At 68.2% G+C, this 15,343-nt stretch carries 13 protein-coding genes; 2 read left to right on the top strand and 11 right to left on the bottom strand.

All coding sequences use genetic code 11. The features are described from left to right. Window positions 1-109 precede the first annotated feature (109 nt). From HNP52_RS02530 to HNP52_RS02520, 3 genes are all read right to left on the bottom strand, one after another. Window positions 110-1,417, bottom strand: coding sequence for a HAMP domain-containing sensor histidine kinase (locus tag HNP52_RS02530; protein WP_184164921.1), 1,308 nt, complete (start codon window positions 1,415-1,417; stop codon window positions 110-112). A gap of 142 nt (window positions 1,418-1,559) precedes the next feature. Further along, window positions 1,560-2,228 carry a response regulator transcription factor gene (locus HNP52_RS02525; RefSeq protein WP_184162042.1) on the bottom strand — a complete coding sequence of 223 codons (669 nt, stop codon included), beginning with the start codon at window positions 2,226-2,228 and terminating at the stop codon, window positions 1,560-1,562. 20 nt (window positions 2,229-2,248) lie between these two features. Next, window positions 2,249-2,554 (bottom strand): hypothetical protein, encoded by a 306-nt coding sequence (locus HNP52_RS02520; RefSeq protein ID WP_260395867.1) that lies wholly within the window; start codon window positions 2,552-2,554, stop codon window positions 2,249-2,251. A gap of 104 nt (window positions 2,555-2,658) precedes the next feature. On the opposite strand from HNP52_RS02520, the gene HNP52_RS02515 reads away from it, so the two are divergent. Beyond that, window positions 2,659-4,437, top strand: a complete 1,779-nt coding sequence (locus HNP52_RS02515; RefSeq protein WP_184162036.1) for an ABC-F family ATP-binding cassette domain-containing protein — start codon at window positions 2,659-2,661, stop codon at window positions 4,435-4,437. 3 nt (window positions 4,438-4,440) lie between these two features. On the opposite strand, the gene HNP52_RS02510 is transcribed toward HNP52_RS02515, so the two are convergent. The 4 genes from HNP52_RS02510 to HNP52_RS02495 all read right to left on the bottom strand — a co-directional run bounded on the left by HNP52_RS02510 (window position 4,441) and on the right by HNP52_RS02495 (window position 7,610). Next, the gene (locus HNP52_RS02510) at window positions 4,441-5,457 is read right to left on the bottom strand and encodes a sensor histidine kinase (protein ID WP_184162033.1); all 1,017 of its coding nucleotides are present in this window, start codon (window positions 5,455-5,457) and stop codon (window positions 4,441-4,443) included. 109 nt (window positions 5,458-5,566) lie between these two features. After that, complete coding sequence (locus HNP52_RS02505) at window positions 5,567-5,917, bottom strand: DUF3060 domain-containing protein (protein WP_184162031.1); 351 nt, start codon at window positions 5,915-5,917, stop codon at window positions 5,567-5,569. Between the two features lie 65 nt (window positions 5,918-5,982). Then, window positions 5,983-6,795 carry an ATP-binding protein gene (locus tag HNP52_RS02500; RefSeq protein ID WP_184162028.1) on the bottom strand — a complete coding sequence of 271 codons (813 nt, stop codon included), beginning with the start codon at window positions 6,793-6,795 and terminating at the stop codon, window positions 5,983-5,985. A 74-nt stretch (window positions 6,796-6,869) separates the two neighbouring features. After that, window positions 6,870-7,610 carry a 3-oxoacyl-ACP reductase family protein gene (locus tag HNP52_RS02495; RefSeq protein ID WP_184162024.1) on the bottom strand — a complete coding sequence of 247 codons (741 nt, stop codon included), beginning with the start codon at window positions 7,608-7,610 and terminating at the stop codon, window positions 6,870-6,872. 84 nt (window positions 7,611-7,694) lie between these two features. On the opposite strand from HNP52_RS02495, the gene HNP52_RS02490 reads away from it, so the two are divergent. Further along, complete coding sequence (locus HNP52_RS02490) at window positions 7,695-8,366, top strand: TetR/AcrR family transcriptional regulator (protein WP_184162021.1); 672 nt, start codon at window positions 7,695-7,697, stop codon at window positions 8,364-8,366. On the opposite strand, the gene HNP52_RS02485 is transcribed toward HNP52_RS02490, so the two are convergent. The 4 genes from HNP52_RS02485 to HNP52_RS02470 are packed head-to-tail and all read right to left on the bottom strand — an operon-like array spanning window position 8,326 to window position 15,215. Next, window positions 8,326-10,416, bottom strand: a complete 2,091-nt coding sequence (locus tag HNP52_RS02485) for a tetratricopeptide repeat protein (RefSeq protein ID WP_184162018.1) — start codon at window positions 10,414-10,416, stop codon at window positions 8,326-8,328. The genes HNP52_RS02490 and HNP52_RS02485 overlap by 41 nt on opposite strands. After that, window positions 10,400-11,758 carry a PEP-CTERM-box response regulator transcription factor gene (prsR, locus tag HNP52_RS02480; RefSeq protein WP_184162015.1) on the bottom strand — a complete coding sequence of 453 codons (1,359 nt, stop codon included), beginning with the start codon at window positions 11,756-11,758 and terminating at the stop codon, window positions 10,400-10,402. The genes HNP52_RS02485 and prsR overlap by 17 nt, the downstream gene beginning before the upstream one ends. Further along, window positions 11,755-13,827, bottom strand: a complete 2,073-nt coding sequence (gene prsK / locus HNP52_RS02475; protein WP_184162012.1) for an XrtA/PEP-CTERM system histidine kinase PrsK — start codon at window positions 13,825-13,827, stop codon at window positions 11,755-11,757. The genes prsR and prsK overlap by 4 nt, the downstream gene beginning before the upstream one ends. Beyond that, complete coding sequence (locus tag HNP52_RS02470) at window positions 13,827-15,215, bottom strand: TIGR03013 family XrtA/PEP-CTERM system glycosyltransferase (RefSeq protein ID WP_184162009.1); 1,389 nt, start codon at window positions 15,213-15,215, stop codon at window positions 13,827-13,829. Before HNP52_RS02470 ends, prsK begins: the two co-directional genes overlap by 1 nt. Window positions 15,216-15,343: the final 128 nt, after the last annotated feature.

Raw genomic sequence — 15,343 nt, 5'->3', positions numbered from 1 at the left:
AACCAGCGCCGCCACGCGACCCGACGGACATTAAGAGGGCAATCCGCGAGTTCCCGGACGGTTTGCGTCCGGTTCGTCGCGCCAGAATTTCAGTTTGTTGCAGTTCGGCTCAGCTCGCCGCGGGCAGCCGCAGCCGTACCAGCAGTCCGCCCAGGTCCTCGCTCTCCTCGAGGCTGACGGTGCCGTCATAGATCTCGGCGACGTCGCGCACGATGGCGAGGCCAAGGCCGGTGCCCGGCTTGCCGCTGTCCAGTCGCACGCCGCGATCGAAGATGCGGATCCGGTCCGCCTCGGGAATGCCGCGCCCGTCATCCTCGACCAGCACCTCGACGAACCCGGCCTGCACGCCGGCGGTGATGAACACGCTGCCGCCGCCGTACTTGGCGGCATTCTCGACCAGGTTACCGAGCAGGTCGTCGAGGTCCTGCCGCTCGATATGCGCGACCAGATCCTTCTGCCCGTCGATGTCGATGCGGACATTGGGGTAGAGCCGCGCGACCGCGCGCTCGACCGCCTCGATCGACGGCCACACCGCCGCGCGGCTGTGTGCCGATCCGCGACGGCCGACGGCGCGGGCGCGGGCGAGATGGTGGTCGATCTGGCGGCGCATCGTCCGTGCCTCGCGGATCACCGCCTGGGCGAGGTCGGGCTGACCGGCGGCGGCGGCGTTCATGATCACGCTGAGCGGCGTCTTGAGTGCATGCGCCAGGTTGCCGGCGTGCAGCCGCGCTTCCTCGGCCTGGCGGTCGTTGTGCTCGACCAGTGCATTGAGCTCCTCGACCATCGGCGCCACTTCGGCGGGCATCTTGCCCTCGACGCGGGTCGATTCGCCGGCGCGAAGCCGGGCGATCTCCTGGCGCACCCGGCGCAGCGGCAACAGGCCGTACCAGGTCTGCAGCGCCACCATGATGATGAGGCCGAGCCCCAGAAGCACGAAGCTGCGCACCAGCGTGCGGCGCAAGGTCGCGATCTGCGCGTCGAGCGTCGCGCGGCTCTGCGCCACCTGGAAGCGCCAGCGCACATTCGATCCCGGCAGCGTCGCGTCCCGCTCGGCGACCCGCAGCAGCTGGCCGGGCAGCTGGCGGCTGTCATAGACATGGACGTTGGTGTCGTTGTGCTGCTGGTCGACCGCGAGCTTCTGGTCCCACAGCGAACGCGACGGAAACACCTCATGCCCCTTGCCGCTGATCTGCCAATAGGCGCCCGAATTATATTCGAGGAAACGCTGGTCGGCGAGTTCGCGGTTGAGCATCACCTCACCATTCTGGTCGAGCTCGGCCGAGAAGATCATTGCCTTGAGCAGATAGTCGAGCTGCTCGTCGAAATTCTTGGTGACGGTGGTCACCAGTACCCGGTCGAGCGCCACGCCGCCGCCGATCAGCAGGATCATGATCCAGGCGGTGGCGACCAGCAGCATGCGCCGGCTCACCGATCCGGTGGACTGGGTATAGTGGCGCGGCTGTGGCTCGCCGGGCGCGACCGGCTCGGGCTCGGTCAGCGAACGGCCGAACAGGCGATGGCGCAGCTCGCCTAGCTTTTGGGCGAGCTTCGACATCAACTCAGGCGTCGGCCGGCTCGTCCAGGCTGTAGCCCAGCCCGCGAATGGTGGTGATCACGTCGGCACCCAGCTTCTTGCGGATACGCGTGACGAACACTTCGATCGTGTTCGAATCGCGATCGAAATCCTGGTCGTAGATATGCTCGATCAGCTCGGTGCGGCTCACCACCTTGCCCTTGTGATGGAGCAGATAGGACAGCAGCTTGTATTCCTGCGCGGTCAGCTTCACCGGCTCGCCGGCCTTGGTGACCTTGCCCGAGCGGGTGTCGAGGCGGATGTCCCCCGCGATCAGCTCGGCCGAGGCGTTGCCCGAGGCGCGGCGGATCAGCGCGCGCAGGCGGGCGATCAGCTCCTCGGTCTGGAAGGGCTTGGCGACATAGTCGTCGGCGCCGGCGTCGAGGCCCGCCACCTTGTCCGACCAGCTGTCGCGCGCGGTCAGCACCAGCACCGGGGTGGTCTTGCCTTCCTTGCGCCAGCGATCGAGCACGGTCAGCCCGTCGATCTCGGGCAGGCCGAGGTCGAGGATGATTGCGTCATATTGCTCGTTGGAGCCGAGATAGAGCCCTTCCTCGCCATCGGTGGCGAGGTCCACCGCATAGCCCGCGCCTTCCAGCGCATTGCGGAGCTGCTGCCCCAGGGTCGGCTCATCCTCGACGATCAGAAGTCGCATGTGTTTCCCCTCGGCGGGCCCTAACTGCCCGATTTGCGGACGATCGCGCCGGTGCGGCCATCGACGTCCACCCAGATCACCGATCCATTGCGCAGGAACTTCAGTGTGTAAACTTCCGTCGCGGGATCGAAGTCGAAACCAAGATATTGGGCACCCGGCAGGCGCGGCACGACCCGGCGCTCGATCTCGCGGACCGAGAGCGGTGGGCCCTGGCGCCGGGCGGCGCGCGGTCCGTCCGAATCCTGGCGCCAATTCGCTTGCGCAGCCGCATCCCCGGCGGGCACGAATGCCGCCAGGCAGGCGCAAAGGATGGGCGTCACCAACATCTTCATGCGAGATGGCATAGGGTCCGGGCATTGAATAGCCCCTGAACGTGCCAGTCAGCCGGCTGTAACTTGCCGGACACCGTCCCACCCCCTAGGTGGCCCGCATGGCTGCACCTGTTCTCTCCTTTGAAAATCTCGGTCTCGTCCAGGGCCATGGCTGGCTGTTCCGCGGGCTGAACCTCTATGTCGGCGAGCGGGACCGGCTGGCGCTGATCGGGCGTAACGGTGCGGGCAAGACGACCCTGCTCAAGCTGATCGCCGGCACGATCGAGGGGGACGAGGGCCGCCGCACCATCGTGCCGGGCACTCATGTCGTGCTGCTCGAGCAGGAGCCGCGCATGGAAGGCTGCGCGACCTTGCTCGACTATGTCCTTTCGGGCAGCGATGCGCCGCCCCGGCACGAGGCGGAGGCGATCGCCGACCAGCTCGGCATCGATCTCAGCCGCGAGGCGAAGACCGCGTCGGGCGGCGAGCGCCGCCGCGCCGCGATCGCACGCGCGCTGGCGATGAACCCGGACGTGCTGCTGCTCGACGAGCCGACCAACCATCTCGATCTTGCCGCGATCGAATGGCTCGAAGACTGGCTCAGCCGCTTCAACGGCGCGTTCATCGTGATCAGCCACGACCGTACCTTCCTCACGCGCCTCACCCGCTCCACGCTGTGGCTCGATCGCGGGACGATTCGCCGTGCCGAAGTGGGCTTTGGCGGGTTCGAAGCCTGGACCGACCAGGTCTATGCCGAGGAGGAGCGCAACGCCCAGCGGCTCGACGCCAAGCTGAAGATCGAGGAGCATTGGCTCCAGCGCGGTGTCACCGGCCGGCGCCGGCGCAACCAGGGGCGCCTCGAAAAGCTCAAGGAAATGCGCGCCACCCGCGCCGCGATGATCGGGCCGCAGGGCGCCGCCAAGCTGGTCACCGCCGCCGATGACAGCAACACCAAGGTGGTGATCGACGCCAAGCACGTCACCAAGCGCTTTGGTGACCGCACGATCATCAAGGACCTGACCTTCCGGGTCACCAAGGGCGACCGGATCGGCATCGTCGGCGCCAATGGCGCGGGCAAGTCGACCCTGCTCAAGCTGCTTACCGGCGAGATCCAGCCCGACGAGGGCACGGTCAAGCTGTCGAACACGCTGAACGGCGTCATCATCGATCAGCAGCGCAGCCTGATGGACCCCGCCAAGACGGTGCGCGACGTGCTGGCGGACGGGGGCGACTGGATCGACGTGCTCGGCGTGCGCAAGCACGTCCATGGCTATCTCAAGGAATTCCTGTTCGATCCGAGCATCGCTGAAGCCAAGATCGGCACGCTGTCGGGCGGCGAGCGCTCGCGCCTGCTGCTGGCGCGCGAGTTCGCCCGCCATTCGAACCTGCTGGTGCTCGACGAGCCGACCAACGATCTCGATCTCGAGACGCTGGACCTGCTCCAGGAAGTGATCGCCGATTATGAGGGCACCGTGCTGATCGTCAGCCACGATCGCGATTTCCTCGATCGCACGGTGACGGTGACGCTGGGGCTCGACGGGTCGGGCACGGTCGACGTGGTGGTCGGCGGCTATGCCGATTGGGAGGCCAAGCGCCGCCCGAAGGTGGATGCGAAGAAGGCGGCGCCCAAGGCTGCCGCCGCTCCGGAGGCGCCGAAAAAGGCGACCAAGCTCAGCTACAAGGACCAGCGCGACTACGACCTGCTGCCCAGGCGGATCGAGGAGATCGAGGCGCAGATCGCGAAGGACGAAGCGGCGATGGCCGATCCGGACCTCTATACGAAGAATCCCGACAAGTTCGCGAAGCTGAGCGACGGCGTCGGCAAGCTGCGGGATGAAAAGGACGCGGCGGAGATGCGCTGGCTGGAACTGGCCGAGATGGTCGACGCGCTGGGCTGAGGTTCAGGCTTCCAGCGCGACGGTGACCTTGGTGCCCAGGGGCCCGGTCTCCGTGGTCGCGGTGCCCCGGGCCTGGCGGACAAAGCCGTCGACCAGCTTCTGCCCCAGTCCCCCATCCTTGCGCGGCTTCGGCTCGGCGGGCAGGCCGACTCCGTCGTCGCGCACGGAAAGCAGCCAGCCCGGCGCGGCGGTTTCGAAGCGTATCTCGATCCGCCCGCTCTCGCGCCCTGCAAAGGCGTGCTTGGCGGCGTTGGTCACGAGTTCGTTGACGATCAGCCCGATCGAGACGGCGCGGTCGCGGGGCAGGGCGGCATGGTCGCACACGCAGTGGAGCGTGATCGCCCCGCGCAGGAACAGCGCCTCGGCCAGCGCCGCGCTCAGCTCCTCCAGATACACCGCCATGTCGACATTGCCCGGCGAAGCCGCGCCGCCGCGATAGAGATGCCGATGCGCCCGGGCTATGCTCTCAACCCGCGTCAGCGCCGAGGACAGCGCCTCCTGCGTCTCCGCATCCTTCGTGCGGCGCCGCTGCATGTCCAGAAGCGCGGCGACGAGGGTGAAGTTGTTCTTCACGCGATGGTCGAATTCGGCAAGGAACAGGTCGCGTTCGGCCAGCTCCCGATCCCGCTCCTGGGTGGCACGGCGCACGGCGCGGCGGAACAGCTCGGCGATCAGCAGCACCGCGGCATAGTTGATCGTCGCGAGCACCAGCCGGCCCATGTCGTCGGGACTCTTCAGCAGGAAGCTGTGCTGCTCGGGCAGGATGAAATACCAGCTGTAGAGCAGGGTCAGCGCGCCGGTGAGCAAGCCCGCCTGCCAGCGGCCGAACAGCGTGGCGATCAGAACGGCGGGGAAGCCGAGCGAGAAGGGACCGGCGGCGGGGGCGATCGCATCGATCACCGCGCGCAGGCCAATGGCCAGCCCGGTGATGAGCAGGCCGAAGCTCAGCTGCACCAGCAACGCGCCGCGCCCGCTCGGCGCCAGCCGGTCGGCAAGATCGGTTTCGCCTATTCGCCCCATGAAGGGAGGAGGCATCGGCCACCGGCGAGAGTCAAGCATTCCCGCCGGTCGCTTTGATCCAGATTAGTTTATGTGAAGCCGAATCAACGACATGGTGTCAGCTTCCTGGTCATTTCTCGCGCATGATCCGATTGCCGGCGCCCGTCATGCTGATGCGTGGCCGCGCCTCGCCGGGAGCACGCCAGCGGATCTGGTTGTCCGCGCCTTCCACCTGAATCGTGGACTTGGTGGCGAGGTCGATCACGATCCGGTTGCCTGCGCCGGTCAGGTTCAGGCCGGTGCACGCGCCGCGGATCGTCAGCGTGTTGCTGGCACCTTCGACCTGGACGGTGCCGCCGTTACAGTCGATCTCGGAATTCTCGCCCGCGCCGCTGAACTCGGTCTGCGCCTGGGCCGGCAATGCCCAGCTCGCCGCGATCGGCGCCAGGATCATCACTGCCAGTTTCCGAAAATCATGCATTGCCGTCTCCCATCGTTGCGAATCCGAAAGGAGACGCGCGGCGGAGGGCGGTGTTCCTCTGCTGGTCAGAGGTTTCGGCCGGACCGTCCCGCGAGATCGATGACATATTGCCAGGCGACGCGCCCCGATCGACTGCCGCGCCGCGTCGCCCAGCCGATCGCCTCGGCCGGATCGAAGCTCAGCCCATGCGTCTCGGCATAGCCGCGGACGATATCGACATAGGTATCCTGGTCGACGGCATGGAAGCCGAGGCTCAGCCCGAAGCGATCGGCCAGCGCCAGCCCGTCATCGACCGAATCGCGGGGATTGATCGCGCTCGCCTGCTCGGCAATGTCGCGGGTGACGAGATGGCGGCGGTTGGACGTGACCAGCAGCCGGGCATTGTCCGGCCGCGCCTCCGCCCCGCCCTGGAGCAGCGAGCGCAGCGCCCGCGCATCGCCGACGCCGTCGAAGCCGAGATCGTCGAGGAAGATCGCGAAAGGCCGGTCGGTGGTGCCGAGCAGCGCGAACAGTTCGGGCAGCGTGTCGAGTTGGGTGGTCACCGCCTCGACCAGCGCCAGCCGCCCGCCCTCGGCCTGCACCGCTGCGACCGCGCTCTTGACCAGCGCCGACTTGCCGGTGCCCCGCGCGCCCCAGAGCAGCACGTCCTGCGCGGCATGGCCCTGCGACAGCCGCGCGAGATTGCCGACCAGCGCCTCGCGCTGGCTGTCCACGCCGCGAAGGATCCCGATCGGCAGCGGATCGAACACGCGCGCCGGGGCGAGTCCGTGCCCGCGCCATACATAGGCCGGATGTGCCTCGAGGTCGGCTGGCGGAGGCGGCGGCGGAGCCAGCCGGTCGAGGGCGTCGGCGATGCGGGCAAGGACTTCTTCGTGCATGGGGGTGGCTATAGCGTGGCGCCGCCGCCGGCTCACCCCCAACTTGCCTATCGGCGCCTATTGCCTGGGTTTCCTCAGGCGTTGATGCCGCCATCGACGGTGACAACCGATCCGGTCACGAACCGCGCCGCCGGGCTGGCAAGGAACGCGACGACTGCCGCGACGTCCTCGGGCTTGCCGTAATGGCCAAGCGCGGTGAGGCCGCGCAGCGTGTCGGCGAAATCGCCATCCGCCGGGTTCATGTCGGTGTCGATCGGGCCGGGCTGGACGAGATTGGCGGTGATTCCGTTCGGGCCCAGGTCGCGCGCCAGGCCGCGCGTGAAGGCAAGCAGAGCCGACTTGGTCATCGAATAGAGCGTCGAGCCGGCAAAGGGCACGCGCTCGGCCAGGCACGATCCGATGGTGATGACCCGGCCGCCTTCGCCGAGATGCGGGATCGCCGCGCCGGTGGCGATCACTGCCGAGCGGACATTGACGTTGAGCAGTGCGTCGATCTCCTCGAGGTTGAGGTCGACGACCTGACTGTAGCGGGCGATGCCGGCATTGTTGACCAGGATGTCGAGCCCGCCCAGTGCCGCGACGGCTTCCGTCACCGAGCGCTTCACTGCTTCGGGATCGGCGCTGTCGGCCTGGATGGCGATGGCGCGGCGGCCCTTCGCTTCGATCGCGCGCACGATCTCGGCCGCGCGATCGGCCGAACGCTCATAGGTGATGGCGACATCCGCGCCCTTGTCCGCCAGCGCCAGCGCAATACCCGCACCGATGCCGCGCGAGGCGCCGGTCACCAATGCACGCTTGCCGAGAAGCTCAGTCATTCGTCCGTTCCTTATTCTATAGTGATCGATACAGAATAGCTGGGAAGCTTGTAGGCGGGCGTCAAGGGAATTATGTAACGATCGATGCAAAATTCTGGAGAAGAGACGCAAACCCGATCCCGCGGGCGCCCGCGCGCCTTCGATCGCGCGCGTGCGCTCGAACGGGCGACGCGGCTGTTCTGGGGAAAGGGCTATGCCGCGACGTCGATCGCCGACCTGACAGAGGCGATGGAGATCGGCGCGCCAAGCCTCTACGCCGCCTTCGGCTCGAAGGAGGCACTCTATGCCGAAGCGCTGGGCCATTATCGCGACAGTAACGAGGCGTTTGTCTGGGCAGGCTTCTTTGCGGCGGACACGGCGCGCGGTGCGGTGTCCTCGCTGCTGATGGATAGCGCCGCGGCGTTGACGGGCTGCTTTGCCGATATGCCGCGCGGTTGCATGGTCACGCTCTCGGCGGTGGGCAGCGAAGGCAATGCCGAACTTGGCGAGCGGGTGCGCTCGGCGCGAGCGATCACCTTCGAACGGCTACGCGCCCGTCTCGATCGTGGCGTCGCGCAGGGGGAAATCCCTGCTGCTGTCGATCTCGATGCGCTCGCCCGCTTCGTTCAGACGGTACAGAGCGGCATGTCGATCCTGGCGCGCGATGGCGCGGGCCGGGCCGAGCTGGAGGGCGTCGCCGAGGTCGCGATGCTCGGCTGGGATACCCGGGTGGACGTTACCCGTTTGCCATCGCCTGGGCCTCGGCCCGCTCGGTAAAGCTCGGATCGGCAAGCGCGGCCGCCGCATTCTGCTTCGCTTCCGCCTTGCGGCCAAGCGCGGCGTAGATCTGGGCGAGGTGCCAGCGCAGGCCCGGATGCTTCGGCGCCAGGATCACGGCCTTCTGGAGCAGCTCCAGCCCGCCTTCCTTGTCGCCACCCTTGAACAGCGCCCAGCCATAGGCGTCGACCACCGCCGGATTGGCCGGGGCCAGACCATAGGCAGCCTCGCCGAAATCGACCGCGGTGCCGGTTTCGCCCGCGCCGGCATAGGCGGCGGCAAGCTCGCCGTTGAGCGCGGCGTCGCCGTCGCCGATCCGGGCGCGGATATCCTCCAGCGTGTCGATCGCCGCGTCATAGTCGCCGGCGGCGAGCTGCCAGTGCGCCGAGATGCGCTGGGCGGCGATGCTGCCCGGGTTCTGCGACAGGAACAGCGCGAGCGCGTTGGCGGCGTCCTCGCGCTTGCCGCTGCGGTCGAGCGCCTCGACCAGGCGGAGCAGGGTAGGCTCGTCGAAGCGCAGGTCCGCCGCGCGCTTGTAGGCGGCGACGGCGTCGGCCGGGCGGTTCAGCAGCATCAGCATGTCGCCGAGCACGACCTGGGCGGCGGGCGCGCCGGGGTTCTTCGCCGCGATGGCCTGGGCGCGGGTGAGGGCGCCGCCCTTGTCGCCGCTGGCGACCAGGGCGCGGATCAGCGGCAGCGTCGCCTGGGGATCGTCGGGGCGCTGGTCGGCATCGGCGGCGAGCGTCGCCGTGCTGTCGTCCGCGCTGAACGCACTCGCTTCGCCGATCGCCGGGAAGGCGGCGCGATCGAGGAAGCGGGCGGCGCTTGCCCGGTCGCCGATCCGCTCGAAGCCGCGGGCGACCAGGGTGAGCGCGTAGCTGTCCGCATCGGCGCGGGCGACGACCGGGCGCAGCGTGTCGATCGCGTTGCGGGCGCGGTCGGTGCGCAGCAGCGCGAAGGCGAGCAGCTTGCGCGCGGTGATGTTCATCGGCTGCATGCCGACTAGGTCGCCCAGCTTGTCGATCGCCTGTTCGTAGTCGCCCTTTTGCAGGGCGAGCGTGCCGCCGAGTAGGATTACGCCCGGCATATCGTTGATCGCGCCGCCGGTTTTTTCGAGGATAGCCCGGGAAAGGTCGAAATTGCCCGCGCGCGCGGCGATCACCGCCTGAAGATAGAATGCCTGCGGGCTCCCCGCCCGCGCCGCCAACGCGCGGCGGGTGGCGGCGACCGCATCCACGGTGCGGCCGATATCGCCGAGCGTCGCGGCATATTCGATCAGCGCATCGTGGCGGGCGGGATCGCGCTTCAGCGCCTGCTCGAACCAGGGCAGGGCGGCGACCAGGCCATATTGGCTGCGCACGATCTCGCCGCGCAGGATCAGCGCGTCGATATAGCCGGGGGCGAGCTTTACCGCGCGGTCCGATGCCTGGGCGGCACCGATTAGGTCGCCCGCCGCGTAGCGATAGCGTCCCATGTCCATCCAGACGCCGGCATTGTCCGGGGCCAGGCGCAGCGCTTCGTCCAGCGCGGCACCGGCGCCGGCGAAATTGCCCTGGGCGGTGAGTGCGCGGGCACGGATTCGAAGTCCGTAGGGGCGCATCGCGGCGGGGGCCTTATCTGCCTCTGCCGGGGCCTTGTCGGTCTTGCCCTGCAGCACCCAGGCTTCTGCGCGCCATTGCGGCACCGCCTTGGGATCATAGCCGGCATCGACGGCGCGCTGGATCTCGCCCTCGGCTCCCACGCCGTCGCCCAGCGCGAGCAGCGCGCGGGCAAGGACGATATGGGCGTTCTCGTTGTCGGGATCTCCGCGCACCGCTTCCGCGGCAAGGTCGCGCGCGCCGGTGGCGTTGTCGGCCTTGAGCATCGCCTCGGCGCGGGTGGTGGCTTCCGCAACTTCCGCCGTGCCCATCCTGCCGGGGCTCAGCGCGAACCAGCCGCCGGCCAGCACGGCAAGCAGCACGACGAGCGCGCCGCCGATCACCAGCACGCGCCGGATCGGGAGGCCGCTGGAGCGGGAAGTGCGCCGGCGGCGCCTAGGGCTGGAGGTCATAGGCCTTCATCAGGTCATAGAGGGTAGGGCGGCTGATCCCGAGCAGGCGCGCGGTGCCGGAGATATTGCCCTCGGCGCGGGCAAGCGCGTGACGGATCGCCTTGCGATCGGCGAGCTCGCGCGCGGCCTTGAGGTTGACCGGCTCGATCTCCGCCTGGGCCTCGAGGTCGAGATCCCCGGCGGTGACATGCTTGCCCTCGGCCATGATCGCCGCGCGCTTCACGCGGTTCTCGAGCTCGCGGACATTGCCGGGCCAGCCCCAGGCATCGATCGCGGCAAGCGCATCGGGCGCAAAGCTCCGCGCGGTCGTGTTCATCTGCGCGGCATATTTCTGCAGGAAATGGCGCGCGAGCAGCCCCGCGTCACCCGGGCGCTCCGCGAGGCTCGGGATGCGGACGACGATCTCGGCGAGGCGGTAATAAAGGTCTTCGCGGAAGCGATTGTCGGCCACCATCGCGTCAATGTCCTGGTGGGTGGCGCAGACGATGCGGGTATCCACCGCGATCGCCTGTCGCCCGCCGACCCGTTCGATCACGCGCTCCTGCAGGAAGCGCAGCAGCTTGACCTGGAGCGGCAGGGGCACGTCGCCGATCTCGTCGAGAAACAGCGTGCCGCCCTGGGCGAGCTCGATCTTGCCTTCGGTGGTCTTCACCGCCCCGGTGAAAGCGCCCTTCTCGTGCCCGAACAGCTCGGATTCGAGCAGCGTCTCGGGGATCGCCGCGCAGTTGATCGCGACGAAGCGGCCCTTGCGCCCGCTCCGGTCGTGCAGGCCACGGGCAAGCAGCTCCTTGCCCGTGCCACTGGCGCCGAGCAGCATGACGGAGACGTCGGCACTGGCGACACGCTCGATCGTGCGGGTGACCTTGAGCATCTCCGGCGCGCCGGTGAGCATGCCGCCCAGCACCGCCCCCGCCTCGACCCGCTCGGCGAGGCGGCGGTTCTCCGCCTCCAGCGCATGGACATGGAAGGCGCGGGCGACGATCAGGCCGAGCGCGTCGATGTCGATCGGCTTCTGGTAGAAGTCCCAGGCGCCGAGCGAGATCGCGCGGAGCATCGATTCATGCGCGCCGTGGCCCGAAGCGACGATCACCTTGGTATCGGGGCGCAGCGACAGGATCGTCTCCAGCGTGGCGAAGCCCTCGGTGGTGCCGTCGGGATCGGGCGGCAGGCCGAGATCGAGCGTGACCACCGGCGGCTCCTCGGCGCGCAGCACGGTGATCGCTTCCTCGCGGGTGGAGGCAGTGAAGATCTCATAGCCGTCATAGGCCCAGCGCAACTGGCGCTGGAGGCCGGCATCGTCCTCGACGATGAGCAGCTTGGGCAGGGCGCGGCTGTCGCTCATGCGGCACGCCCCCAATTGTCGCCCCGGGTACCGAGATCGGCGGGATGCGCGGCCTTGAGGATCACGCGGAAGCGGGTGCCCCGGCCTTCGCGCGAGGTCACTTCGATGCGGCCTTCCATGGCGTGGGCGAGCTGGCGCGCCTCGAAGGCGCCGATGCCGAACCCGCCTTCCTTCGACGAGACGAAGGGCTTGAACAACTTGTCGCGGATGAAGCCCGGCGACATGCCGCAGCCCTGATCGACCACGTCGATTGCCACCCGCTCGCCATCCGCCGAAACCGACAGGGTCACCGGCTCGTTTGCCGGGCTGGCGTCGATGGCGTTCTGGAGCAGATGGGCGAGCAGCTGCTCGAGGCTGGCGGGATCGGCATGGGCGATGGCGTTGCGCACGCCGGCGGTCACCACCGGGTGCTGGCCCTTGCGGTGTGCCGCGACGCGCTCGACCAGCGCGACCACCTCGATCGCGTGCGGCGCCTCAGGGCGGCTGCGATGATGCTGGGAGAGGCGGGCGAGCAACCCGTTCATCCGCTCGGCCGAGCTTTGCAGCGTCGCGATCATGTCGGCGCGGAATTCAGGGTTGTCGGCATGGCGCTCGGCATTGCGGGCGGTCAGGGTCAGCTGGCTCACAAGGTTCTTGATGTCGTGGAGGATGAAGGCGAAGCGGCGGTTGAACTCGTCGAAGCGCTGCGCCTCGGCGAGCGCGTCCTGCGCGCGGGCTTCGGCGAGATAGGAGGCGACCTGGCGGCCGGCGACCTTGAGCAGGTCGAAATCCTCCCAGTCGAGCGCACGGTCCAGTGTCGGCCGGGCGAGCAGGATCGCGCCGGCGAGCTCGGTGAGATGCGGTAGCGGCACGATCGCCCACGCCTCGGGCAGGTCGAGCATCCATTGCGGGACGGCGGCGGCGTCGAGATGATCCTCGTTGCGACGGATCGCATCGAGCTCGACGATGCGGCCGGTCAGCCGGAGATGTTCGGCAAGCGCCGTATCGCCGGCGATCGGCAGGGTCGCCCGGTCCCAGTTCCAGCTCGCGCCGACGCCCAGCCCGCCCGCATCGGGAACGAGCAGCACGCCGGCGGGGCTTTCGGTCAGGTCGGCGATCGCCTTGACGATGCGTTCGTCGAGCGCGGCGCCACCTTGCGGATTGCCGAGCGTCTCGGTGAAGCGCATCCATTCGGTGCGATAGTCATAGCGGTGGCGGAAGAGATGCTTGGCGAGCTTCACCTTCAGCCAGGCGCGCAGCCAGCTGTTGGCGACCAGCGTGAGGATCGCCGCCGTGGAGCCGAGGACGAAGGCGGTCTGCAGCACGCGGGCATTGGCGCCGCCGATCGTGGCGATGGCGGAGGTGGCAAGCGCGAGCAGGGCGAAATAGGCGCCGATCGCGACCAGCGAGAGCGACTGGTAGGTGACGGCGCGCGACACCTCGATCTTCCACTCGCCCTTGCGCTGGAGCGCGGTGCCGATGGCGAGCGCGACGGCGAGATAGGCAAGGCCGCGCAGCACCAGCGGCTCGATCCGCCACTCCGCGGCGACATAGGCGACGGTGTACAGCGCGAATTCGGTGCACCAGATCGCCGCGAGCGCGACCACCAGTGTGCGCAGTGGCCCGCCCGCGCCGGGGCTGAGCGCGGACCATAGCGCCTGGACGAGCACCAGCGCGGCGACCGCGACCAGCATCCGCATCAGCAGCGCGGCGTTGGCGACCGGGACGGCCAGCTCCGGCTCGGGATTGGTATAGACGATGAGCGTCAGGATCAGCGCGGCGACCTGGACGAGCGCAACCACACCATAGACGGTGCCGAGCGCGATCGGCGGGCGCGACTGCGCGTCACGGCGATGGAGCACCAGCATGAAGCCGAGCCAGGCAAGGTTGCGCAGCGTCTCGGCGAACCAGCTGGCGACATCGGCGGCGCCGATCCCGGCGATGGCCAGCGCCCAGAGCGCGGTGGCGGCGAGCGCGATGGCGAGCGGGCGGCGCGGCAGCCCGGCCAGGTCGGCGCGCCATGCCCAGAGCGCGAGTGCCCCGAACAGCAGCGCCGCCAGGGCGTGCAGCCAGAGCAGCAGGGCGGCCATCAGCGCGCGCCTTCGGGGAACAATACGACGCGGATGGTCTGGAGCAGGATCAGCACGTCGAGGAACGGCGAATAGTTCTTCGCGTAGTAGAGGTCGAACTCGAGCTTCTGGCGCGAATCCTCGATCGAGGCGCCATAGGGATAGTTGATCTGCGCCCAGCCGGTGATGCCCGGCTTCACCATATGGCGCTCGGCATAATAGGGCAGCTTGGTCTCGAGGTCCTCGACGAACTGCGGGCGCTCGGGCCGCGGGCCGACAAAGCTCATCTCGCCCTTGAGCACGCTCCAGCATTGCGGCAGCTCGTCGATCCGCGTCTTGCGGATGATCCGGCCGATGCGGGTGATGCGCGGGTCGTCCTTCTCGGCCCAGACCGGCTGGCCGTTCACCTCGGCATCCTGGCGCATCGAGCGCAGCTTGATGACGTCGAAGCCGGTGCCGTAGAGGCCGACGCGGCGCTGGCGGTAAAAGGCCGGGCCCCTGCTCTCCAGCTTCACCAGGATCGCGGTGAGCAGGATGATCGGCAGCATCAGCGCCAGCAGCAGCGCACTCGCGCCGATGTCGAACAGCCGCTTGAACATGCTCGAGAACATGCGGCCCGACGAGAAGCCGTCCGAGAAGATCAGCCAGCTCGGATTGACGCTGTCGAGGTCGACGCGGCCGGTCTCGCGCTCGAGGAAGGTCGAGATCTCGTTGACGTGGACGCCGGTGGTCTTGATGCGCAGCAGATCCTTGAGCGGCAGCGCATTGCGGCGTTCCTCGAGTGCCAGCACCACTTCGCTGGCGTTGAGGACGACGACGTGATCGGCGAGATTATAGATCGCATCGCGCGCGATCGCCTCGGGAATCACGCGATTGGCTTCGCTCATCGCGACATAGCCGACCACGACGAAGCCGGCGCCAGGCGCCTTGGACAGGTCCTTGAGTCGCTGCGCCCGCGCGCCGGCGCCGAGCACGACGATGCGCCGCTTGAACGCCTGGCTGCCCAGTGCCTTGCCGAGCAGGATGCGCAGCGCGATCAGCAGGCCGATCGAGCAGCCCATCGCGTAGAGCAGGTTGGAGCGCCAGAAGCCGATCTCGGGGATCAGGAAGTAGAGGACGCTGAGGCCGATCACGCCGAGCGAGATGGCGACGATCAGCCGCGCCATCGCATAGCGCAGTGACTGGAGCGCATCCGAGCCATAGACGCCGACCGCGACCATCGCGACTTCGAGGAACAGCGCGTAGCTGACGAGCTGGGGCCAGCGCTCCTGGACGGGAGGCAGGCCGATGCCCAGCTGATGCGCGCGCAGCATCCAGCCAAGCTCGCCCGATATCGCCAGCAGGACGATATCGAGAAAGCCCAGCAGCAGCACGGCATTGGGCACGTAATGCTTGAACAGCCGGATCATGCCGCCTTTTGTACGGGCGAAGTGTAAACAAATCCGACATGGCGGACGTTACGCCGGCGGGATGAAAAATCTGGAGGCCGTCACGAAACTGTGGTCAAAGCCATGTGTTTGATTGTGCGGGCAAAGCA

The sequence above is a fragment of the Sphingomonas kyeonggiensis genome, from assembly GCF_014204495.1.
GTDB lineage: Bacteria > Pseudomonadota > Alphaproteobacteria > Sphingomonadales > Sphingomonadaceae > Sphingomonas > Sphingomonas kyeonggiensis_A.
Note: the sequence above shows the minus strand (reverse complement) of the source record. Positions and strands in the feature narration are given on the sequence as shown.